At 42.7% G+C, this 24,091-nt stretch carries 16 protein-coding genes; 3 read left to right on the top strand and 13 right to left on the bottom strand.

Going from position 1 to position 24,091, the window contains the following annotated elements:
• Positions 1 to 550: 550 nt before the first annotated feature.
• The 3 genes from ACYVBM_RS05495 (at position 551) to ACYVBM_RS05485 (ending at position 3,733) form a co-directional block, all read left to right on the top strand.
• Positions 551 to 2,224 carry a putative transporter gene (locus tag ACYVBM_RS05495; protein WP_460684623.1) on the top strand — a complete coding sequence of 558 codons (1,674 nt, stop codon included), beginning with the start codon at positions 551 to 553 and terminating at the stop codon, positions 2,222 to 2,224.
• Between the two features lie 188 nt (positions 2,225 to 2,412).
• Entirely contained in the window at positions 2,413 to 3,198 is a 786-nt protein-coding gene (locus tag ACYVBM_RS05490) for a threonine/serine exporter family protein (RefSeq protein WP_460684622.1), read from the top strand.
• A 4-nt stretch (positions 3,199 to 3,202) separates the two neighbouring features.
• Entirely contained in the window at positions 3,203 to 3,733 is a 531-nt protein-coding gene (locus ACYVBM_RS05485; protein WP_460684621.1) for a threonine/serine exporter family protein, read from the top strand.
• Positions 3,734 to 3,757: 24 nt separating this feature from the next.
• Here ACYVBM_RS05485 and ACYVBM_RS05480 read toward each other — a convergent pair whose 3' ends face one another.
• The 13 genes from ACYVBM_RS05480 to ACYVBM_RS05420 form a co-directional block, all read right to left on the bottom strand.
• Positions 3,758 to 4,093: a two-component regulator propeller domain-containing protein gene (locus tag ACYVBM_RS05480; protein WP_460684620.1), complete on the bottom strand. Its 336-nt coding sequence runs from the start codon at positions 4,091 to 4,093 to the stop codon at positions 3,758 to 3,760.
• A gap of 75 nt (positions 4,094 to 4,168) precedes the next feature.
• Positions 4,169 to 5,200 (bottom strand): sulfatase/phosphatase domain-containing protein, encoded by a 1,032-nt coding sequence (locus ACYVBM_RS05475; protein ID WP_460684698.1) that lies wholly within the window; start codon positions 5,198 to 5,200, stop codon positions 4,169 to 4,171.
• A gap of 538 nt (positions 5,201 to 5,738) precedes the next feature.
• The gene (locus tag ACYVBM_RS05470; protein ID WP_460684619.1) at positions 5,739 to 8,489 is read right to left on the bottom strand and encodes a glycoside hydrolase family 78 protein; all 2,751 of its coding nucleotides are present in this window, start codon (positions 8,487 to 8,489) and stop codon (positions 5,739 to 5,741) included.
• 62 nt (positions 8,490 to 8,551) lie between these two features.
• On the bottom strand, positions 8,552 to 9,574 hold the full coding sequence (locus tag ACYVBM_RS05465) for a DUF1016 N-terminal domain-containing protein (RefSeq protein WP_460684618.1): 1,023 nt from the start codon (positions 9,572 to 9,574) through the stop codon (positions 8,552 to 8,554).
• 10 nt (positions 9,575 to 9,584) lie between these two features.
• Complete coding sequence (locus ACYVBM_RS05460) at positions 9,585 to 12,353, bottom strand: glycoside hydrolase family 2 protein (RefSeq protein WP_460684617.1); 2,769 nt, start codon at positions 12,351 to 12,353, stop codon at positions 9,585 to 9,587.
• Between the two features lie 86 nt (positions 12,354 to 12,439).
• The gene (locus ACYVBM_RS05455) at positions 12,440 to 13,900 is read right to left on the bottom strand and encodes a sialate O-acetylesterase (protein ID WP_460684616.1); all 1,461 of its coding nucleotides are present in this window, start codon (positions 13,898 to 13,900) and stop codon (positions 12,440 to 12,442) included.
• Entirely contained in the window at positions 13,900 to 15,432 is a 1,533-nt protein-coding gene (locus tag ACYVBM_RS05450) for an MGH1-like glycoside hydrolase domain-containing protein (protein ID WP_460684615.1), read from the bottom strand. Before ACYVBM_RS05450 ends, ACYVBM_RS05455 begins: the two co-directional genes overlap by 1 nt.
• Positions 15,433 to 15,672 carry a hypothetical protein gene (locus ACYVBM_RS05445; protein WP_460684614.1) on the bottom strand — a complete coding sequence of 80 codons (240 nt, stop codon included), beginning with the start codon at positions 15,670 to 15,672 and terminating at the stop codon, positions 15,433 to 15,435.
• A 2-nt stretch (positions 15,673 to 15,674) separates the two neighbouring features.
• Positions 15,675 to 17,510 (bottom strand): six-hairpin glycosidase, encoded by a 1,836-nt coding sequence (locus ACYVBM_RS05440; protein ID WP_460684613.1) that lies wholly within the window; start codon positions 17,508 to 17,510, stop codon positions 15,675 to 15,677.
• Positions 17,511 to 17,576: 66 nt separating this feature from the next.
• Positions 17,577 to 18,509: a glycoside hydrolase family 43 protein gene (locus ACYVBM_RS05435; RefSeq protein WP_460684612.1), complete on the bottom strand. Its 933-nt coding sequence runs from the start codon at positions 18,507 to 18,509 to the stop codon at positions 17,577 to 17,579.
• A gap of 148 nt (positions 18,510 to 18,657) precedes the next feature.
• On the bottom strand, positions 18,658 to 20,061 hold the full coding sequence (locus ACYVBM_RS05430) for a glycoside hydrolase family 140 protein (RefSeq protein ID WP_460684611.1): 1,404 nt from the start codon (positions 20,059 to 20,061) through the stop codon (positions 18,658 to 18,660).
• A gap of 127 nt (positions 20,062 to 20,188) precedes the next feature.
• Positions 20,189 to 20,479: a hypothetical protein gene (locus ACYVBM_RS05425; RefSeq protein ID WP_460684610.1), complete on the bottom strand. Its 291-nt coding sequence runs from the start codon at positions 20,477 to 20,479 to the stop codon at positions 20,189 to 20,191.
• A 257-nt stretch (positions 20,480 to 20,736) separates the two neighbouring features.
• Positions 20,737 to 23,928 (bottom strand): DUF6298 domain-containing protein, encoded by a 3,192-nt coding sequence (locus tag ACYVBM_RS05420; RefSeq protein ID WP_460684609.1) that lies wholly within the window; start codon positions 23,926 to 23,928, stop codon positions 20,737 to 20,739.
• Positions 23,929 to 24,091 lie beyond the last annotated feature (163 nt).

Below are 24,091 nucleotides of genomic sequence, written 5' to 3'. Positions count from 1 at the left end.
GCTGATTTTAGATCACAATACGGCACATATAAATAATAACACGATTGCCCCGGGTAAAAGCCGGTTTTCACATAAACCTGCTACAGTTTTTATGGCACCTAAAATAAAATAATTAACCAGGAACCAGCTTGATAATTAACTGGAAAATATAACTAAAATACAGTAAATAATATGTATTTGCTGATATCTGTCACCTAATCAATATCATATACCGACATGACTAAAAACAGTAAAGGGCATTATGGACCAAAGTAATTTCGACGTGTAATTAAGGAACCATTTATACTGTTTGTTATGAACCCTGGAATTATATTAAGTAAAGTTCTCTTTCCGGCTATAACGGCCATAAAATATTATGGTACCGGCCAGAACGACGGATGATGTAAAATGTTTAAAATAAATCTTTTATAAACAGCCTTTTTCCTCAAACAGCATGCGGCAGCGTTACTGAAGCTTATTAAAAAGTACGACCTCTATATTGCCTGCCCTTTTTGTAAACTGATGTGGGTGGCGGTATTAAAACTGCCACCTGCATATTAAAATTATGCGTATGATCGATTGGTTCGTAAACCTTTTTACAACTAATTCTATAGCTCAGACTATACTGGTTTTCGGACTTTCAATTTCAGTGGGGTTATGGCTTGGTAGAATTAAATTTGGAGGTATTTCGCTGGGCACCACCTTTGTGCTTTTTACAGGAATGTTTCTTTCCTACATGGGTATTACTGTTGATGAACCTACCGAACACTTTCTTAAGGAATTCGGGCTGATCCTTTTTGTGTATGCTATCGGACTGCAGGTGGGGCCCAGTTTTTTTGCCAGCTTAAAAAAGAATGCCCTCAACAGCAATCTTATAGCCGGATTAACAGTGATAACAGGGATCGCTATTACTATTATTATTTTTTATGCCAGCAAATACAATATATCTACTATGGTAGGTATCATGAGCGGCGCAGTTACCAATACACCGGGGCTGGCTGCAGCACAGGCTGCCGCTTCAGAATTTAACTTAAGCAACACAGACAGGTCATTTATTACTCTTGCCTATGCCTGTACTTATCCGCTGGGCGTTTTTGGTATCATTGGCTCTCTTCTGTTGCTGAAAAAAATATTCAGGGTGAATATTACCCATGAACAGGAATTGCACCGAAAGCTGGATATATTCCGTTCCAACAAACCTGTTTCTCATCATTTCAGGCTGGAGAATAAGCTGCTGTACGGGCAACCCCTGAAAAAGCTATTCGACATGCTTAAGGAAAAAATTATTGTTTCCCGTATGCTGCAGCATGGAGAAATTATAACTCCTACTCCTGAAACCATTCTTTTGGAAAATGATGTACTGCTTATTGTAGCCTCCAAAAAAGAAATACTTCAGTTAAAGCTGATCGTGGGCCCCTTTACAGAACATAACCTGAAAGATGTATCTGAAAGTAAACTGATCTCCAGGAGAATCGTGGTAACCAAAAAATCGGTAACACATAAAAGGCTGGGAGATCTTTCTGAACTGGCCCACGCCAATTTTACGCTTACCCGTTTAAAAAGAGCAGGAATTGAAATGGTACCTCATGGAAACATGCTGCTGCAACTGGGGGATGTTATAAAAGTAGTAGGAACCGAAGAGTCTGTACAACGGGCTGCTGATGCAGTAGGCAATTCTCTAAAAAAACTGGAAGCGCCCGACCTGGCTCCCATTTTTATCGGTATTGTATTAGGAGTGATCTTTGGCAGTATTCCAATCAGTTTCCCGGGCATGCCGGTGCCTGTAAAAATCGGAATGGCGGGAGGACCGCTTATCATTTCATTATTGTTGAGCCGGTTTGGAAATGTTTTTTACTTGAATAACTATACTACCAATAGTGCCAATCAAATGATACGCGAACTGGGTATTTGCCTGTTCCTGGCCAGTGTGGGTTTGGGCAGCGGCAAAAACCTGTCTACTGCGTTTGCCGGCGGACAGGGATTTATATGGGTAATGTTAGGCGTTATCATTACGGTAATACCGCTTTTGGTCATTGGCATTTTAGCTAAACGGGTCTTTAAAAAAACTTATTTCGAGATCTGTGGGCTGCTGTCGGGTGCTTCTACAGATCCCCCGGCCTTAGCCTTTGCTACCAAACTAGCGGGCAACGATATACCGTCCATATCTTATGCAACAGTATATCCGTTAACTATGATCCTGAGAATTGTTGGTGCACAATTACTGATCTTATTGTTAAGTTCATAAAAAAACATTGGATCTGCATATTATACCAACCTCTTCTGAATTTCCAACTCCGCTCTTGCATTATTTATAGCATCGCGTATTGGCTACCAGAGGAAATGGCACAGTTTCTGGGTAGCCATTACTGAATAAATCATTCAATAATCTTTATTAAAAGCTCATAGCAGCTATTTTTGCAAAAAACTATATCAATGGACCGTTCCGAAATCAAACATCTCGCAGGAACTCATACCGATTTATTACTAGATATTGGCTCTACCTTGCTGGCATCCGGCGCCACGAGCGAGCGTATCAACAGAAATGTACAGCGCATAGGTAACCAGTTAGGATACGATGTAGACATTTTCTTTGATTACACAGGTCTTATTATTACCATACAATTAAAATCTGACCCCACGATCTATGCCACACGCCATAAAAAGCTCACCAAACATCATGCAAATTTTAATATTCTTAAAGATATTAGCCTGCTGTCGTGGAAAGTGAAGGAAGATAACATGGAGGTAGCTGAAATAGAAGAAGCCCTGGAAGAAATAAAAACAGAACCTACTTATTCCCGCTGGGAAATACTGATTGCCGTTGGACTTGCCTGTTTTGCCTTGTGCTTTATTGCCGGCGGGAACCTGAAAAGCGCCGGTATTGCAGGAGTAGCCGGCTTTACCGGTATGTATGTGAGGCAGGAACTGGAAAAAAGAGGGTTTCTGTCTGTGATCACTATAATGGGCGCTTCATTTGTAAGTTCAATGATCGCCAGTACCGATGCTATTTTTAAAATTGGTAACAAACCGGAAATAACAGCAGCTACCTGCGTACTGTATCTTATACCTGGTGTACAAATGATCAACAGCGTTATTGACCTCATTGAGGGATATTACCCCATGGCCCTTGCCAGGGGGGCATTCAGCAGCTATATTGTATTATGGATCGCGGTAGGCATTACCTTAAGTATTATGTTTATTGGCCTTAGCAACTTTTAAAATCATGAACGAAATATTTTTCTTGTCGATAAAAGATTTTTTATTAGCTGCAGTTGTGGCTATAGGTTTTGCGGTACTATTCAGAACTCCCCGTTCTGTATTGTGGGTTGCAGGTTTATTAGGAGGATCAGGACATTTGCTACGTTACCTGCTGCACTTTCAAATAGGGTCGGGCATCGTAATCTCTACCTTGCTTGCTGCATTATTCATAGGCATTGCAGGTATTTATTTAGCACATAAAGTACATACACCTCCCGTAGTATTTACCGTGCCCGCCTGTATTACTATGATACCCGGTCTGTACGCTTACCGGACCATGCTGGGTTTACTAAAAATTACCGACCTGGACGCTGCCAAACAGGATGCCAATAATATAATGCTAGACACAGTGCATAATTTTGTATTAGCCTCTTCGTTATTGTTCTGCCTGGCAATGGGCATTTGTGTAGGCGTACTTTTATTCAGGCAAAAAAGCGCCAAGCATATTACATTTAAGCTGAAACGCAGGGTTATCAGGCCCAGAGATAAAAGATAAAATGCTTTTTTGATCATTCATTGATTATACCCGCGCTGCTGCACGCCCCTGAAACGCAACAGATTGTATACCAGCTCTCCTGTACAGGTTTCTAAACTGGCTGGTTGTTCTGGCTTTAATATGCCTTGCAGCTCCTGTAACAACGTTTAATATATCAACACCTTCGCCAAAAGTGCCCACCCATATATTGCCGTCATTATCCTGCTGTAGCCTGCGCACCTGGTTATTCGAAATAGGACGAGTGATCGTCCTGTATAATATTCCATACAGTGAAGACATACCTTCATTTACGCTATAATTTCTGATAAGCACCTGCTGTGTTATGGCTACGTTATATACTGCTGTAATGAGTAATTGCATACAAACAGCCAGCAGTAATCGTTTAGCCCGGCAAGAAAATATAGTCTCCTGATATTTTAAAATTCTTATATTGTATTATTTCTTACTTCTCTTTTTAGCATCTGCATTTACATCAGGTTCTTCGGCGTTCACGTCTTTCTTCCACTTATCTAAAACGGCTTTCAGCTCTTTGAATTTTTGCGGATAAGCGGCTACTATATTATTTTCTTCAGACGGATCTTTTGATAAATCATATAACTCTATCCGCTTATCAGCATAAAAATAAAGCAATTTGTAATCACCCTTTCTTACTGCGCTGCACATACGTGGCACCCACCTGCCTGTTTCTGAAGGATAATGCCAGAACAGCGCATCTTCCCTGTCCCATTTGTTACCGTTAAAAACATCTAAAATACTTTTCCCGTCAATGATATTACCGGGTTTGTTTTTAATACCGGCCATTTCAATGAAAGTAGGATAAAAATCAATACCGCAAACCATGTCATCCGAAACGCTTCCCTGTTTTATAACTGCAGGCCATCTTGCAATTAAATTTTCCCTGATACCTCCTTCATACAGCCACGATTTTCCAAGACGCAGGATTCCATTATTTGCAAAACCGGTAACACCGCCATTATCAGAGAAAAATATCACCAACGTATTTTTCTCCAAACCATTTTTCTTTAATGTTGCCATAATTCTTCCTATTCCGTTGTAAATGCTTTCTATCATTGCCGCCAGGTAAGGATTATCTATATGCTTTCCCTCATGCCGTTTGTTTTCAGGATCGTCGTACATTTTAGCTGCTGCGCCGGCGCCATATTTTGCATCAAACTTCTGCCTGTATTTTTTTACCAGCGATCCGGGAGCATCTAACCGTGTATGCACAGCGTAAAAAGGCAGGTATAAAAAGAAGGGGGCTTTTTTATTTCTTTCGATAAAATCCGAAGCCTCTTTGCACTGTCTGTCTGTTAAATACTCATCTTCCGCCCCCGTAGTGTATGTTGCTATTTTATCATAGGGATAAAAATAATCTCCATCTGCAATGTATTTGGTTTCGGAACCGATTACTTCATCAAATCCGTGCTGCTGCGGATTCCCGGCAGGATTGCTGAATTTTGTATCCAGGGGGGCAAAAATAGTAAAAAATATTAGTCTATTTATTTAATAGACTAATATTTTTTTAGATTAATAATGCTGCATCACTATTATCCGACTAATATTAATAAATTTAAAATTTGGTTAATCGCCTCAGCCCACCTCCCTCAGGAAGAGGAGTAGAACCTGCCCTGGCAAAAGATCTTGCAATCTTCTGACTTGTTTAATTATACAATAATGATACGTTTTATTTAAAGCTGGATACCCTGTCTTCAAGGCGCCTAACATTTTATATATAGCCGAATTTTATTGCTGGTGAAAATACCAGTACTTGTGGTTTGCCGCTGTTGTGTCTTATAAACTGCAGATTTCTGGGACGTACCCAATCTTTCTTATCGTCGTGTTTACGGGAGAGGTATGATTGGGCCATAAGAAACCCGAAGACATATCCTGTCGTAACAGTATACCAATAGAATCCAAAACCATCGGCCCACCATCCCTGGTAGAGCGTACCCCAATGGATTACTTAATTACCAAGCTATAGTTCTGTTACTCATTTCTTATAAAGCTAGTTTTCAAATTGATAAGCACCGCTTGCTACACTAAAAGTTGCAATACCGTTTTGGTATTGTAAAAACGTCACTCCCTCTGCAATAGAGGCTTTTTTACCATTCTCGGTTATTGTTTGTGCTTTACCAGCCGGCAGGCTGATGATGGCTGAGGTATTAGCCGGCACTTCTATACTCCATTTTATCTTACCGCTTTTTTGCGACCATTCGCTTTTGATATCTCCGTACACTGACCGATACGACGCTTTTACATTGTCGAGCTCTTCTACAAAAGAAGGATTCATTTCTATTTCCCGGAAACCAGGAGCGGCTGCTTTAATACCACCCAGGCTCTCAAACATCCAGATCAGCAGATCACCCAACAGCATGATATGGTTTTGAGAGTTCATTTGCGGGTTGGCAGTATTCCCATTCCACAGTTCCCATATAGTGGTAGCCCCGTTCTCAATCATATATCCCCAGCTCGGATAGGTTTTGTTAGAGGCCAGTGTCAACGCTGCATCGGGTCTTCCACACCTGGTCAATCCACGCATCAGCCATTGCGTGCCTATTACGCCTGTACTGATATGCATGTTGTCTGCTTCCAGCTTTTTCATGATACTTTCAAAAACCCGTTGTTTGTTGGTCTCTTCTACTATTCCAAAATATAAAGGCAAAAGGTTGGCTGTTACCGTGCCATTGTCGTACCCGCCCGCACTTTCATGGTAAAACTTTTTATTGAAGGCGGTCCGGATCGATTTTCGTAAATTTCCGTAAACACCAGTATCATTTGTGTTCCCGGCGATGACGGCAAAGCGTTCCATTATTTCCAGCAACCGGTAATAATAAGCCGTCGCTAATAATTCACCTTTGGTTGTACGTGTACTATCCTGCGAGCGAATCATCTTCAGATCTTCGGGCGGTACACACCAATCGCCATATTTATCTTTGGTTACGATAAAGTTTTTTATGTATTTATTTTTCATGTACATCATCCATTTTTTCATGTATGGATAATGTTTGATGATACTCTGCTTATCGCCAAACTGGTGGTGCAACATATCTGCTACCAATATGTAAGTGCCCGGCCAGGTCATGTTATCGCTGTAATAATTCCAGTAAGCAGGGGCCACATCAGGAATGGCGCCCTCTGCTGTTTGAGATTCCCGGATATCGTCTAACCATTTGGCATAAAGCGAGGCATTGCTGAACAGGAAGCTTTCACCGTAGGCGCCCTGCGCCCTGTCGCCCAGCCAGGGCTGGCGTTCGTTACGTTGCGGACAATCAACCGGCATGCCTTTGTAGTTTGAAGCTATCCCCCACCAGGCATTCTTTACGATCTGGTTGATGGTTGTATTGGACGTTACCAGCTGCCCGGTAGTTTGCATTTTATCATACACCATGTGCCCTTCAAAATTATCAATAACAGGTTCTCCCGGCCAACCTGTTATTTCTACATACCTGAACCCATGATAAACAAATACGGGGTGCCAGGTTTCTTCTCCTCCCCCTTTCAATGTATATATATCGGTTACTCTTGCATCGCGCAGGTTAGCTACATATAGTTCACCTCCAGGCTGCAGGCTTTCGGCAAAGCGCATTTTTACCTTATCCCCCTTTTTACCTTTTACTTTTATCTGGATCCAACCGGAAAAGTTCTGCCCCATATCAAGAATATAAACTTCACTGTTGAGTTTTTTAAGCGCAACCGGTTTAATCTTTTGCATCACTTTCATAGGCTGATTAGGCTGAGGCGTGATCTTACCTTCAGGTGCTTTTACCAGCGCTGCTTTCATCCATTTGTTATCGGCATATCCTGCGACACTCCAGTTGCCTAATTCTTTAATGGCATCATATTCTTCACCATCATACTCATTATTGGTACGTATGGGACCGTTAGCAGTAAACTTCCAGGTTTGATCAGACACAATGGTTTGCGAAGAACCATCCTCATATATGAGGTCCAGCTGAAACAACAATTTCGGAAAACCAAAATTATTTATCTTATGCGGTTTATAATCCTGGCGCATGGTAAAGAAACGGCCATTGCCTAAAACCACGCCTACTGCATTAGCGCCATTAGTGATATGTTCGGTAACATCAAAAGTATTGCTCAATACAGATTTGCGATAGTCGGTTGGCGCAGGGGCCAGCACAGCATCACCCATTTTTTTGCCGTTGATCATCAGCTCATACATGCCCAGCCCTACAATGTTGACAAATGCTTTCTTTATTTTTTTAGCGACAGAAAATTCTTTCCGGTAATAACGTGCAGACAGGCGCGACCATTGGGATACGCTATCCCAGGGAAATGCTTTATCATAACCTATCCATTTGGCTTTCCAGGATGACGGGTTTACAAATCCTACTGTAAAAAATGCCGGCTTGCTCCAAACCGCGTCCCCTTTATTAGTTGTAACTTTTACTTTAGTATAATAATACCGGTTGGGCAGGAGTCCCTTCCCCTGAAAGGGGATCAAAACGGCATCATCCGTATTTACCACGCCGGAAGACCATACGTCCCCGATATTTTTTTCTGCATTGGCTTTGGAACTTGCCACAATGATTTCATAAGATGTTTGCTTTACATTGCGCTGATCTGATTCTAACTGCCAGCTGAAACGAGGCTGTAAGGTTGCAATACCAATGGGATGAGATTGCTGCTCACAAAGCAGGTTGACTACTTTTACGTTCTGCGCATTTACTGGTTGACACAGTAACGAAAAGATAAATACAAAAAATAAAACCGGATAGTTAAAATAGTATTTCATTATAATAATTCTTTTAATGCTTTAGGATAGTACGAAAAAAAAATCCTTATTGAACGTCATCCTTAGTTACTGATTAGGCAATACCTCACCTTTGTGATGATGACAAAAAGGATCGTCTTTTCGACCGGAACACCCGCCTGAACGGAACGGGCAGGCAGTGGAGGGAGAAATCTTCTGAATTTGAAGAAGACCTCTCCCTTCGGTCGAGGTGACGACTGGTAATCATCATGTTTACAATATATCATTGGCAGCAAAGCGAGGGATATCCTCTTATATTCAGGAGATGCCTCCTTACTCTCGATAGCAATCGGGACGGCATGACGACCTCTATAACCTGGAATAAGCCCATCACTACCAATAGATAAAATGAATTTTCGTATGTTACGAACAATCTCATTTTCGATCTCACGTTCATCAACAAAATCCGCATCCTCAATATTCATAAAATCAAACAGATACTCGTCTTTGAAGGAGAGCAGGGCTTTTTCCCTGTAACTTTCATCTATAATGGTTTGTGAAAAATTATTCAGAAGAGTGCCCCGTTTTTTGAATGTGTTGCTTTTTATACTATTAATCAGGTTGTCAACCGATAAAAATTCTTCAAAAGTCTTGTGGATATAAAAAACTCTTTCATCAACCGACTTAGCTTTAACTAGTATTTCATAATGATGTGTAAAACCAATTGAAAAAAACGCCTTTTTAAATTGGTCCGTTAACAACGGACTAAATTCCAGGTTATCAATTTTACTTATATTCTTTTGTCTGGTTTTTTTTTGCAAGTTTGATAATTCGTCCGTTGCTGACGGAAGAATTGAGTTCATCCATTCTGTATAAAACAAGCGCATTTTTTTAAGGCTTGTGGTAGAAAAACCTCTTAATCCGGGAAGCTCTGCCTGTAAATCCGTTGCAATTCTATCCAAGACACCAGATCCCCAGGATTCTGTTTCAGATCTTTCAACGATTAATCTGCCCACTGAAAAATATAACAATAATAATTCTTTATTTGCCAAAGTAGCCGCACGATACCTGCTTCTAAGGATCACTGACTTCAACTCTTTGATGGTTTGTTTGTGTTTGGTTAACATAATGGTGTTTTTATCCTCCAAAATTAAACCACAGCACAATACGCAGCGCTCTCACCGGGTCTTTTTCATAATCATAGTAAATATTATCTAACCCCATAGGCCCGGTGGTTTCGCGGGTTTGCGTACGTGAACCAATAGATGGGATGGCGTTCATAAAAGAAATATCACCTTTGGGGAACCAGGGCTCATAATTATGCCATTGGTCTGTTTTCCATCGGGCGCTGTACAGGCGCAGGAACAGATCCTCCGTTTCGGTAGCAACCGTAAAACTTTGATCACCGGCAGTATTGATAAAGCCACCATAAAACCCGGCATAATAGCCTTTAAATTCAGGGTATTTCCACTGCTCGCCTGTTTCTGTATCATTATATTCTTTTTTCCAGACACCAAACCGGCCACCTTTCATTCGGTTTTTCCATACACGATAAGGCCCTATACCCATGTAGGTAACGGAACGTATTTTATTTTCAGGCAAATCAAAATTGATACCCAGGAATTTGTTATGAAGTGAATCAGGAAAATAATTCACCTTCAGTTGTACCCATCCATTCCTGTGAATGGTCCATTGCAGGGTATTAAAGCTTTTCTTTTTATCATAAGCAGAACTGATGACAAGATTTTTATTATCATCATATTTATAGGTAATACCTGCAAAATTGGTAACCCCTTCCTGGATGACAGGGCCATTGGATAATGGAATAATACCTTTACTATTGGACACTTCTTTGAGCAGGCCGGTTGTCTTACTGAATCTCAATGCTACATCAGCAACTTTTACGTTATAATCATTACCCGATTCTGTGATGACAACATCATTAGCTCTTGTACTGTTCTTTACCAGGGCTGCTGTTGTTTTTACAGGACTACTAATCGGGAAGCTCCAGGTAAACAGTTCTTTGTTGTATTTGTCTTTTGCTGTAACGTACAGAACATCGTAGCTATTCCAGTTTTCAGGCAATAAAACTTTTAGCTGCCCTTTCTGCATTGGCAGAATATCCGGCGCCTGGGCAGCACCGGTCTTTTCACTTTCATAGGTGATATTAAATTTTTTCAGCTTCCAGGTGAATGTGCAGGTGTTCAGGTTTGTAAAATGATACCGGTTCTCAATATTGAAGACACCATCGAATAGAGGTGTTATCTCCCTGCGTTCAACATGGACAGGGCTCCATATTTCTTTAATCGTGTAGAAGCTTCCTTCTTTTTCATGGTGCGGTCCTACAATCCCATCTGCACCGCGGCTTTTATCTGTGTCAATGGAGTCTTTTAAATCTCTTCTTACTACGCCCTGGTCTGCAAAATCCCAAAGAAAGCCTCCGGCGCTTAAAGGATTGTTCCACATTTTATTCCAGTAATCTTCCAATCCTGCTCCATGACCGCCATCAAACCAGCCATGCAGGAACTCGGTAGGCATCACTATTTCACGGCCATTGTCATAATTACCTACACCATAGTTGTATTGCCTGTAATGCTGTGTTTCTATACCGTTATGCAATTGCCAGGGATGAATCACCACCCTGTTCTGTAAATCATATTTACCAAACAACGCATCCAGCTCCGGATTGCTGCCGCCTTCATTACCATTGGCCCAGATCACAACGGAAGGATGATTACGATCGTGCTCCACCATTTCCTTTACGCGCAGGCTTCCGGTAGGTGTATCGTAATGACCGTGCCATCCTGCCAATTCATCAATCACATACAGGCCTAACGAATCGCAAACATCCAAAAAATGATCATCGGGCGGATAGTGCGACATACGAACCGCATTCATGTTCATTTCTTTCATCAGCAATACGTCATCCACGCTGTTTTTGTAGCTGGTGGTTCTGCCGCTTTCTGGTCTGAAGGAATGGCGGTTCACTCCCTTAAATTTCATTTTCACGCCGTTTACATAAATACCGTCACGCTGCTTCACTTCTACCGTTCTGAATCCAAATTTCTTTGATACAGTATGTAAGATGGTACCCTTGTTATCATAAATTGTATAATCTGCACGATACAGATCAGGTGTTTCAGCTGTCCATAACTTAGGGTTATTAATAACAGTTAAGATATTATGATGCGATAACTTTTTGTCTTTCTGAACCACTTCTTTAACAGTATGCACTAACTGATCCTGCCCATCATAAAATGCTATTTCAAACCTGTAGATATTTGTTGCTTTAAATGAAGTGCTAAAATGCCCGTTAGCTTTAGCATCTATACTAATATCATTTATATGGTTTTGGGGTAAAACCTCCAGCCAAACCGGCCTGAAAATGCCTCCAAATATCCAGTAATCCGCTTCCCGCTCGGCAGCGTTTACACTTTTATTAGCCGAATGCTTATCTACCTTTACTTCAAGCAGGTTTTCCTTGCCATATTTTACTAGGCCAGAGATATCATATTTAAAGGCATAGAAGGCTCCCTGGTGAACAGGGCCAGCCAACTTACCATTGACCTTAAAGGTAGCATCTGTCATTACGCCTTCAAAAACAATATTCACAACCTTACCCTTCCAGGATGCAGGCACTGCAAAGGTTTTCTTATACAACCCACTCTCCTTACCCCGCACGGCATCTTTGGCAAAGCCATAATCGTATTTACCAAAACCCTGCAGTTCCCAGCAGGAAGGCACTCCGATCTTCGACCATTTACCGGCATTCATACCTCCTGTTATCATAAAGTCCCAACTCACCATATCATCGTTTCCACGACCGCTCAGGTACCGTACTTCCGTTTGCTGTGCCTGCAATGGCACCGCAGTTATCAAAAGAAATATATAAACAATATGTCGCATTATTTTTATGTTGTCAGCTTTTGAATACCTGCTTGCAGCAGGCAAGTATGGCATCTTCGTTGTGCCTGCCCGCCGTGGCGGGTCACTCACTTCATCGTTCCTCTCACTGCTCGTCCTTTTTTTGTTCTAAAAGGCAAAGCAGGTAATCCATCTGAATTAACCAGGTTGGGCTTTGCATCTTCCCGCCACCCAAACCGGACAGATCGAGGATCTTTTATCCCGTTTGACTTTACCACAATTTTACTCCCTTTTATTATTGCATTTGCCTTATGATAAGCACCGTTGGTATCTTCTAACTCAAAAAAGCTCAAAGCGCTGCCATCCCTGCTTTTTAAGCCCTTCCCTTTATAGTCAAAATCAATAATAAATGTATCTCCTTTTTTAGCTGCCGACTTAAATACCGGTCCCATTGCCTGCCTGCTGCTTACCTTATATGTTTTAGCAAGCGCCGATTGGGCAAGTCTTTGGCCTACCTCCCATTTATTCACCGGGTGCAGATCTTTGAGGTCGTCATTCAAGTCAATAGTAGCAACCATTGCCGTATTGGGCACATCTAATACCGCAGCCTGGGCTTCCCAAAACTCCGGCTCACTGTACACTGTATATGGGCGGTCGGTAGTTTTTGAATAATAATAGGGCGCTATCTGCACATAATAAAGCGGCAGCTCATTATTGTGCCATTTTTTTCTCCAATAATCAATCAGCGATTTCATTTTATAGCTGTACTGTAACCGCTCATTTAAAAAACAGTTGCTTTCTCCCTGGTACCAGAGAAAACCTTTTAATGTAAAAGGAATTAAAGGTTCGATCATCGGCGTATAAAATTTACCGGGATCGCCATCTATTTTTGCTTCGGGTTTACCCGCGTTCTCTTTAAAATAAGCCTGCTGTTCCATCGCTTCTGCCGGCATCCATGGCTCGATACGGCTGCCCGGAATGGCAGCAGCAATAACTCCTACCGGCACTTTCAGCTTACCGTACAATTCTTTTGCAAAAAAATAGCCTACTGCCGAAAAACTGCGCAATGCCTCTCCTTTACCTTCGGCCCAACCAGCATGAGAACTATCGGGCTGCATTTTTTTTCGTTCCACTAAAAAGATGCGTAATACTCCATTATCAGCTTCTGCTACTTCGTTCACCGGCCAATCAGCGCCAGGCGGCGGATTTAATTTTGCCAGCTTGCGCATAGCAAATTCCATATTCGACTGGCCCGAGCATAACCACACTTCTCCTACCAGTATATTGTTTAACTGAATGGTTTCCGAAGTGCCGGAGATACGAAGCGTTGCAGGTTCAAAAGAAGCTTTCAGAGGATCCAGTGTCAATTTCCATTCACCATTAACATTACCGGTAGCTTTCCTTACCTGTCCTTTAAAAGTAACCGTTATCACTTCGCCGGCATTGGCCCAGCCCCAGATAGCCACCGGCTCGCCCTGCTGCAATACCATGTCATGTCCCAGTATCTTAGGCAGCACAAGCTTCGCATAGCCCGTATGTATGAATGCAAAGAAGCAGAAAATAATTAATATCGTTTTCCTGATCATCATTATAAGGCACCTGTAACGCTACTTAATTTTTTTGATCGGGCAACTAATTTACCATCGGCCCAAACGCACAACCCTTTACCCTTACCATATTTTTTGCCCGTTTTATCCCAAATAATTGTAACTATTTTTCCATGATATAAAATATTATCCAAAGTAAACCAATCCCACCGCTTTGCCGGCAATAAAGGATTTACCTCGATCATATTATCCGCACGTGGCCGCAAACCTACAAGCCCGGTGATCACCAGGTCATTAAAAGTAGAATGGTTATAATAGCGCCCCCGGTCGTCTTTTGTTAACCACTCACCCGTTTTTTCGTCTGCATATTCGCCAATATAAGGTCTCCCCTCTTTATGCTGTAAGGCAGCGTACTTTTTCAGCTGCAGGAAATAATCGTTCTTTGTTACTTGGGTCTGTTTATAATTATTTAAAAGATTAGCCATTGCGGTTAAGGTTTGCGCTGTTGCAAACGGCCATACGGCTCCGTCCCATTCGCATTTACAGCAACCATGGGTTCTAAAGCCCGGATGGCTACGGTCGGCCGTGGTAATACCTACCGGTGCATTAAAGTGCTTAGGATTCATTAAATGTTTCCATGCTGTATTATACCTGGCATCGGGCAAATTAAAATACCAGGGAATAAAACCTATTTCTTCCATTACATTAGCCAGTGTATCGCCCTGCTCTTTCCTTACTTCAAAAAAACGACTTTGGGCATTCCATAATTTTTGCTGCACGTCTGCTTTAATACTGTCTGCTTTGCGTAAATACAATTGCGCTGTATTGGTATCGCCCGCCAGTTTAGCGATTGCAGCAAGCGCTTTGGCATTGCCATACATATACCCGTTGATGGAAGGCCGGGGATTCTTTTCTTTTCTGCCACCGCTGATGGTTTCTTCCATCGCATCTCTTACATCATACTGCCAGAACAATCCTTTGGGATAGCGTTTTTCCGCCTCCCAGGCGGCATAATCTGTAACAAGATCCGGGTAATACTCTTTGAGAAAAGCGGGATCACTATTTACCAGGTAACGATTCCAGATCGCGTCAATATTCCAGCTACTGTAAAACCTTAAACGGTTCAATGGTTTACCGTTATTGCCCCGGTACCAGATATGCAGATTATCATTTAAATATTGCTGATCGTGCAGCCAGCGTGACTCATAAATGTGATGTCCCAGTGCACTGCTGATCAGGTTGTATTTATCGGCATAAGAGCGGTTTACCAGAAATTCAGTCAGCACATAGCCCTGGTCGGTTTTTTTAATATGCTTACGTAAGGTCCACCAGCGGAAATAATAGATCTCTTCAAATGACTTATCAGGACATTCAAAAAGCGGAATATTATGCTGCATCCATTGCCAGGCCTCACTATTAGGAACCGCCTGCACAATCGGCTCATTTTCCATTGTATTAAAATGCTCCACATAATGCCTGTAATCATCAGCTTTTAATATTAAAGGCTGGCTATAACCACTTTTAACAATAACCAGGGTCCAAACAAGTACTATAAGCTTAACTATCCTCATCATTTAATTTTTGTTTTGAATAACATTCAGCCATTGCTGGCACCAGCGTTCTGCTTTTTCTGCCTGCACGGATGGCACTATAACTACTTTATCACTTTTCAGATTTGGCAACGCATCTATATTCTTAAAAATACCAGCACCCAAAGCCGAAACATCAGGCATTGAGCTTTTGGGCACCTCCTTATTATCAGGAAAAAAATCCCTGTTGCCAGTGATAATTCCGAGAGTAGCATTTGATAACACCTTTACAATAGTTTCGAGTATTTAAAATAGCCTATGTTGTAAACCGCTTCCTTATCTTTTTCCCCAGCGCCGGGCAGGTCATAATCCTGATCAGTAGGCGTATCAGCATCAGGAAAACGCCTTACACCACCGGTTCTGAATAGGATATGATGCACCTTGTGAATGGGCGAAAAAATCACATTATTATTAGGCCTGCTTCCATTAATAGAAACAGTGTACAACCTCGTAGCAGTATTCAGCTCTATCACAAAATCATATTTTTTACCAGCCTCATACCTGCTGAGCGTTTTATTTCGGTAGCCCGCTTTTGTAAGTATATTTCCTTCCGCATCAAATGATATACGCAGGCAGGGTATATTTTTTGCATCCTGCACTTCTATATCCAGGCGGCCATTAGCAGCCTGTTTGGGCGTAACGCTGAATTCAATTTTTACTTTGCCTGCCTCCGGCACTATCCTTTCTGCTTTTGCATAATCAAAAGGATCAAAATCTTTTAAAGAGAGATATTTTTGCCCGTTCTCCTTTACTATGGAAACCGGCGCCCATAAAGGGCTGTAGATGTTCCAGCTATTTAATGCTCCGCTATCTTTTAATAAACTGAACTGATCATCGGCTTCCTGATCCACAGTGCTCTTCACCGGCACAGGAATTTTCGCCACCCACATGTCTTCTTTATTGACGCTGTAAGAAACCCAGGCATTACCTCCCGGCGGCCTGCCGTTCATTTCCTGTATACCACGCACGTATTGGGGCCCGTAAGATTTATAATTTCCGCCATAGCGCATGGATGTGATCTCGCCATTTACCAGCAACAGGTTCGTATATTTCAAACCATTGTCACTTACCGAAAGAGCCAACGGCCACCTGAATTCTGAAGGATTGTAAACAGTCATATACTTCCCATCTACGGTTTTCTGCCCCCAGATCTTGGCATTGGCATTTACAAAGCCCGGCGCACGTAAGGGGCTATACAACCAGGTTTTACCGCCATCGGCAGACATACTGGTTAACGCATTCTTCCAGAAGCCTATCACCCTTCCATCGGGCAAATGATAATAGCTGAATGCTTTCAGCTCTTTTTTCAGTGGAATCAGCGGATCATTTCTATCAGCTTCTTCCACCCACTGCTGCATTTGCAGGGGTTGCGACAGCAGCTCATCGCAGGCCGCTATAAAAGCTTTGTCTTTTGATCTTTTATAAAAAGGATAGCTGGTATTTTTTTCATTAAAATCATGATTGTAACGAATAAAATAAATAGGGCCAAGTGTTCCATCGGCTTTGATCTCCCTCACTACCCGGCCAATACCATTGCCGTCATTGGGATCATCTTTGGGATACAATGCAATACCATAAAAGCCTAAAGCAAGGAACTTATTGTTTTTTGCGGTATAAAAGCCCATGCGCTGGTGCACTGTGGCATCAATATTATTTGCGACAGCCGTATCATCTTTCTTTTTAAACCCGTTGGGGATCCGGTACACAGGGAAAAGATCAACAGGTTTTGACCAGTGATAACCATCCTTTGATGTAAGCAGATAAGTAGCACTGGGTGGAATATGCTCCCCAACCGGGTTGCTCAAAAAATGCAGGAAAAATGTATTATTCCAATACGCCAGCATAGGCTGATGATTATAGGTCCAGTTCATGCCGCCGGCCCATTCGGGATGCTCGCGGTTGGCACGAAATACCTGGATATTATGCACGCCCACCGCAGGTGTTAACTGGCCGTGATGGTAATCTACATTAGACAATATTTCTCCTATATAACGAGCTGTGTCCTGCTGGGAAAAGCCCGTCAGTGATGTAATACAAAGAATATATGTGAGTAAATACTTCATCAATGTTTGTTTTTTTGTTCATGATTGAGGGCTACTGGATACTGGACAATGGATACTGGATGCTGGTTACTGGATTGAACCATTAACCCTCCTCAACAATTGCTTCACCACCTTTCTCTTCACCGGCACTATGGTTCCATGCTTATGCGCTTTGGGAATGCTGATCTTATCATTGATATCCTCAAAATGAATAAAATCTTTTGTAGCTACAGCATCGTAAGACGCCTTTCTATAAGCATCAAAATAGATCAGCCATTTATCTTTTACCTTAACTATTGATGGCCCTTCGGTAAAATTTTCCGTAAACGGCGCCGAAACATCCTTCCACGGTCCAGAAGGTGAATTGCTGAAGGCTACTTTAAGATTGCGTTCGGGACGCGTATTATCTTTCAGTACCAAAACATAATCCTTTGCCGCACGCTTTACAATAACCGCATCAATGACACTAAACTTAGGATCAATAAAAAGCTTTGTCGGAATAAAGGTCTCAAAATCTTTAGTAGCTGTAATATACATCCTGTGGTTATTACTATCTTCTTCTACCCCACGCTCAAAGCGGCCCGGAAGCGTACTTGCCCATATTATTTTATAGTCCTCAGCTACATCATCATAAAACAATTCGGGAGCCCATACATTTACGGTTGATGGTTCATGCTCCATAACCGGTATCAGCTTTTGCTCGCTCCAATGTAGCAGGTCTTTTGAGCTGGCATAACCAAAGCCTTTATCGCCGCGCCAGCTGGTTGTCCACACCAAATGAAAAGTTCCATCCGGTCCCTGAACCATAGAGGGATCGCGCATCACTTTCTGGTTACCTATTTCCGGCTTTAAGAAAATTTTATTGAGGTCGTTCCATTTATACCCGTCATAACTGTATAACATGCGCAGGCCGGCATCGGCCGGCTCGCGAAATGAAGTAAACAAATATGCTTTGTTAGAGCAGGATGTCATAACAAAGACAATCATTAATATTAATATGGCAGGTCTATTTTTGAACATATTTTTATTTTATATGTAGTTAGCTGTAGTATTACTATTAAACTTTGTTGCGTCGCACACTTTATTTGCATTGCAGAACTCAATCTATTTATTCTCAGCTACTCTGTTCAATAATTACTGGGCCTGACCTGGGATAGTCAGACCATATCTATTGCAACACCAATACCCAATCGTTACCGTTTTCAGGCTCTCCTGGTGGATCGAAGCTAATAATACCTGATCTTGTTTTTAATATGATAGCCTGCTCACTTCCATCAACGGGACTGTACCATTTTGCTTTTGACAACTTAAAGCCCAGCTTAGATGTATTCACTTTAAAATTTCTCCCGGTATAAGTATATGCCATTGCATAATCGTTACCTTTTGTTGCCAGTATATAGTTATAGCGTTTTTGTGTATTATCTGCAATGATTTCCTGGGCCGGCTTCCTGTCAAAGTACCCGTAGGACAGCATTAAAGATTTGAGGTATTGCATCTGCAAGGCTCCCGGCGCCTGTACCGATTCTTTCCAGTTATTAAAAACACCAAAATTAGCATCCGAATCGCCCATGGTGTTAAACTGCATCACTGCGTTCTCTCCATAAGTAAAACCCGCTGCCCCTGCAAATACGCTCCAGTAGCCGTACCGGCGTACTTCTGCAGCGCTCCATCGTGGCTGCAGGCTATCATGCAAACCATAAGGAATATTTTCGTAAGAGGGTTCTCCATCCAGCACCGGCTTTGCCGGCTTCAGGTTATAATCTGTAGCCACATATTTCCAGTTATCCTCTCCGTGCCTGTGCTTTTCCTTCATGCTCGTATCCTGCGCATAGGTTCTGTGCCCGCTTTGAAACATATTAAAATCCAGCCATTTTTCATAATGGAACCAATCTGTTGAAGAATAGCGGCCGCGCGGATGATAGGTCATCAGATGCGTAGCATCATATTTTTTAATGGTAGTGCCAATAGTCTGCCATACATCCATACGGGCTGATCCCTCTATATCCCCCCCATTGAGCCAGATGATATTGCTATGATCTTTATACCGCTCTGCCAGGAATTTTGCATAAACAGCTGCGCGCTCCTTCGTTACCCGGTCATCTTTTGCAGCGGAACCCCACACCGGAACCAATGCCATATAGATACCACGTTTGGCGGCTTCATCAATTACAAAATCTACATGATCCCAGAAATCATACGCCGCTTTATCATTAAAATCGCTGCCCGGCGTGGTAAGAGGTCTGCTTATATCGCCATTTTGCAACGCATCATGCCCGTATACATTTTTAGCAGCCAGTGTATGCAATACCATTACCTGTATCACGTTAAAACCCTGTTGCTGCCGGGTATCGAGGTATTTCAAAACATCTGCCCTGCTGGATTTTACAAATAGCAGCCAACCCGTATCACCCAGCCAGAAAAAAGGTTTACCATCGGCAGTCTGGAAAAAGCGTTTATTTTCAGAAATTTTAAGCCAGGGTAATTGCTGCGCAAAACCTTGCTGAGCTGACGTAAAATAAACGACAAAACACAAGATCAACCTTCCAATATAACTGTGTATAGCAACCTGCATCGTTAAATGGGTTTTGTGAAAAAAAATTAGTGATCTTAAAAGTAGTACTACATGTTGAAACGCTCAAGTTTGGATAAATTTTTCCATCATAATAAAAATTTATTCCATCTTACCGGCTTCTTATAGACTATCTGTCTGTTATATCAGTGATCACTGCTCCTATTGACCCACTGGGTGCCTGTATATGCAAAAGCGCTGCAAGCGTTGGGGCAATGGCTGTCATGCCAACAGGCTTATTAGTATAACCGGTCCTGATTTTCCATCCCATCCAAACCAGCGGAATATGTGCATCATTCGTATACCATGTGCCATGTGTAGCGCCTTTAATGTTGCCGATTACCCAGGCAGGCTGCAGCATGATCATATAATCACCACTTCGCCTGCTATTGTAACCGTTGATCAGCATACGCTTCGTCAATTCGGATATAGAAGCTTCTGATAACTGGCCTTATCCAAATAATATTCCTCCCGGAACCAGGCTTTGTATCTTGCATCGGCCTGCTCATTATATAACTCAAGCAAATAGCGGGTTGGTATCATACACATGCTTCCTGATTTGGCATTGTTGTCAATGTGAGGTTTTGCTAATAAAATGGAAAATTTTACTATCCGGCACTTATAGTGCTTTTTAAAGTGATAAAACGATGACATCTGCGTTCTTCTCAACGGATTAAATCAATGTGAGAAGACGACCTTATCCTCTTTTGCCACCCACACCAGGCAACCTGGTTCCGGTAAGGCGATTAATACCTTTTTTTCTGCATGGATATGCCGCTCATCCGGTAGTAAAGCGCCGGTTTGGGTATCTAGAAATCTTACTTTAAGGTTGCCCAAAAATGCAGACAAATCCAAAACGATCTGATCCTTTGTTTCGCTATATAAGATTAATCCGTTTTTACCCGCGAGCGCATATTTGCCATAGTTACCGGCAGGCTGCATTTCGGTAGCTGCCCTTAAAAATTCCCTGTCGGCAGCCTGTGGTAATGCAGCCAAAGATCCGCCAGCCATGAATACAGCCCAGCCAAACCTGTCGCTACCATCAGCAGAGTATAAAACTGCTTTTCCCGGATATTTTAACCGGTACTCTTTTACAGCTCTGTACACCTGCTCAAAAGAAGTAGCTTTGGGTTTGAGCAATCTCGCCCACTGGCGCGGCGCCAGGCTTTTGCCGCCTTCGGGGGCATACACCGATCCATCGGCCTGGTAATGCCAGTATTTGATATCAATAACATTGACTACCGACGCGTATTCGGGGTTTTTTAAAATAGCGTCCTGTACGTCTTTAGTAGCGCTTAACCCGATCAACTGCTGCGAACCCGGATTTTTCTTTTTCCATCCGGCGATGGTTTGCAACCAGAACTGTACAAAATGCAGGGGACCGGTAAATTCTTCACTGGTGAATTGTATAACGGAACTATTCTGCTTAAAATTGTTCAGGCACTGTTCGATATATTGCTGGTGCAGCTTTTTGCGCACAGGGTTAGTAATATCATAAAACTGCGCTGCATAAAAGATACGTTTATCGCCCGCATAATGAACCGGTTCTACAAAACCTGTATGGTTGATATTGTTAGCCGTGCGCCATGGGAAATCGGCATAATGCGCACCAGCTTCGATAATATTGTGCTGAAAATAATGCTGGTGCAGCAACACCAATCCATTTAGTTCGGCCAGATCGGCAAATTGCTTTAACCGGTCCCAATACCAGGTATTATATTTTGTCAGATCATATTTGCTTAATCCATCCCAGGCCGAATCTTTCCCGCTGCGCGCGAAAGGCAGCTCATAGAAAGGCGGCCATACATCGCCATCCATACGGCGGATACGCTCATGATCATCTCTTCTTCGTTCATACCATAAGCCATAGTGCTGGTTTAAAGCGATGATATTATTCGCCTTCATTGAGTCCACCACATTATCTAACGCATCGGTAAGGCCCGGTCCTACCCTGCCAGGCACAAACCTGGTCAAAGCCATTTTCTGGCGGGCCTGCTGCAGGTCGCGCGCTTCCACTCCGCCCGTCCACCAGGGAACACCCTGCACTCTTCCGGCCAGCACAGTGCTGTTTTTTGCTAACCAGCCATTTTCAATTTTTAAGTCTATGGCCGATTTTGGCGGGTATACCGTCGATGTACCTGTTTTTTGTTTGATTGCCACAGCACCTTTTGATTCTACGGATACAGGGTTTCTTTTTGCTGCCTGCCTGATCCATTCATCCATTTGAATTTTGGGTGTGGATGCCTCTTTGGTTAGCTGTAATGCCACTTCAACCGAGGGGCTGCTGGAAGCTTCGGATCCTATACCTAATACGGCTGCCTGTTTTGATACATCTTTGCCCAGCCTTTGTGACAGCTGTGCATAATAAAAGCTCCTGGGATTTAATGAGTTATTAGACTCTGTCCAAAAACCTTTTCCTGCAAACCCGCTCCATGAGCCATAAGCCCAATTTTGGGCAGTTGGTGGTTTATCACATTCTATCAGCGATGCGCTGCAGTTCCACAAAAAGCAGTTCGCGCCGCTCCATCCGGCCCCCCGCCCGTCCTGGCCGCGGTTACCAACGCATATCACATTCCCCTCTACATTCATTACATCAAACAACACACCCGATGCCCACATACCGGTGGTACCACTAAAACTATACGGCCGCTCAGCTGTGCATTGTACAAAGGCATTCGGCCCGGCTGCACCATGCCCCACACTATAGTCATGGTAACCATTAACTGAAAAGCAACGCTGGAATAAGGTTTGCTGACCCCGGGTAAAAAAAGTCAACCGGCGCTGGCCGCCAATTTCGGATACGGGATCGGCAGATATACAATCCTCTATTGTTATTTTCTTTGCCGTTTCGCTGATGCATACAGCAGAACCGGCAAAATGCCTGAAGCTCAGCTGCCGTACCCAGGCATCCTGCACATTGGCAAATGTAACAGCCATCCACCGGTGCGCTTCATCTTTCGGGTTCGATCTGTTAAAATCCGAGACCAGCGAAATATTCTCGATACCCACATTATCAATGCGCCCCGGCCAGCTATACCGGGCGATGGTACCGCCGCCATATTTTTCATCCACCGATGTAGTAAGGGGCGCATCAATGGTGATGGTATTCCCACTGATAGCGGTTATGGTGCGGTCAAAGCCCAGGTCAACATCACCCGGTTTCCAGCCCAATGCCGAAATGCCGCCACCAAAACTTTCTGTACCCAACACTTCAATCCACTCTCTTGTTGATGGCCTTTTCACAACAATGGCATCGCCCGTTTTTAATCCCGTTACATCTTCAACCATAAAACTCACCGCACCTACAGGTACATAACGTTGCATTATTTTTTTTTCTGTGCTAAAAACCTGGTCATTCGTTCCAAACACCCTTATCAGCCCATCCCTGTCAACGCCTTTACCCAGGATAACGGTTTGTCCCTGCGCACCGTAACCCCGTAAAACGATACCCGATGCGGTTATTTTAACCTGACCGGAAATCTCATAGGTTCCTTTTGCCAAAAGCACTGCACCCCGAAACCCGTTCTTATCGGGCTGCATCTCTGCAACTGCGTCGATAGCGCTTTGAATAGTAAGCGTAGCGTCGCCTTTTACCAATGGCACTGTAACTTTTACAGGTACCATCGGTATCTCTTCTTCCGAAGCCTTATAGCCGCAATAAGAAAAATCGGGAACCTGGTCGCCCGTTATAGTATCCGGGTTATAAATGATTTTTCCCCGTTCTACCACTACGGGTAATACCGGCTTTGCATGCAGCGGTTTCTGGGCAGCTGCTTTCAATGAAAAGCAACCTGCCAGGATAATACAAAACGTATAATAAAAATGTGCCTTCATTTCTAAAGCGTATTCATTGACAATTGACAATGACATATTGATAACATATTGATAATTAGTCCTCATCTTGATCCCGCACAGCGAGAGAAAGATCTGCTTCAGATTCAGGAGATTTCTCTCCGCCTGCGGCGAATCGAAAAGACGATGCTTTTTTTCATCATCTCATTGATTTTACAGCACAAAATACTCAAAAAGATGC

The sequence above is a fragment of the Niabella aquatica genome, assembly GCF_054779315.1.
Note: the sequence above shows the minus strand (reverse complement) of the source record. Positions and strands in the feature narration are given on the sequence as shown.

Coding starts and splice junctions, on each gene's coding strand:
- ACYVBM_RS05495 (WP_460684623.1), top strand. CDS start 551: ATGATCGATTGGTTCGTAAACCTTTTTACAACTAATTCTATAGCTCAG.
- ACYVBM_RS05490 (WP_460684622.1), top strand. CDS start 2,413: ATGGACCGTTCCGAAATCAAACATCTCGCAGGAACTCATACCGATTTA.
- ACYVBM_RS05485 (WP_460684621.1), top strand. CDS start 3,203: ATGAACGAAATATTTTTCTTGTCGATAAAAGATTTTTTATTAGCTGCA.
- ACYVBM_RS05480 (WP_460684620.1), bottom strand. CDS start 4,093: ATGCAATTACTCATTACAGCAGTATATAACGTAGCCATAACACAGCAG.
- ACYVBM_RS05470 (WP_460684619.1), bottom strand. CDS start 8,489: ATGAAATACTATTTTAACTATCCGGTTTTATTTTTTGTATTTATCTTT.
- ACYVBM_RS05465 (WP_460684618.1), bottom strand. CDS start 9,574: ATGTTAACCAAACACAAACAAACCATCAAAGAGTTGAAGTCAGTGATC.
- ACYVBM_RS05460 (WP_460684617.1), bottom strand. CDS start 12,353: ATGCGACATATTGTTTATATATTTCTTTTGATAACTGCGGTGCCATTG.
- ACYVBM_RS05455 (WP_460684616.1), bottom strand. CDS start 13,900: ATGATGATCAGGAAAACGATATTAATTATTTTCTGCTTCTTTGCATTC.
- ACYVBM_RS05450 (WP_460684615.1), bottom strand. CDS start 15,432: ATGATGAGGATAGTTAAGCTTATAGTACTTGTTTGGACCCTGGTTATT.
- ACYVBM_RS05440 (WP_460684613.1), bottom strand. CDS start 17,510: ATGAAGTATTTACTCACATATATTCTTTGTATTACATCACTGACGGGC.
- ACYVBM_RS05435 (WP_460684612.1), bottom strand. CDS start 18,509: ATGTTCAAAAATAGACCTGCCATATTAATATTAATGATTGTCTTTGTT.
- ACYVBM_RS05430 (WP_460684611.1), bottom strand. CDS start 20,061: ATGCAGGTTGCTATACACAGTTATATTGGAAGGTTGATCTTGTGTTTT.
- ACYVBM_RS05420 (WP_460684609.1), bottom strand. CDS start 23,928: ATGTCATTGTCAATTGTCAATGAATACGCTTTAGAAATGAAGGCACAT.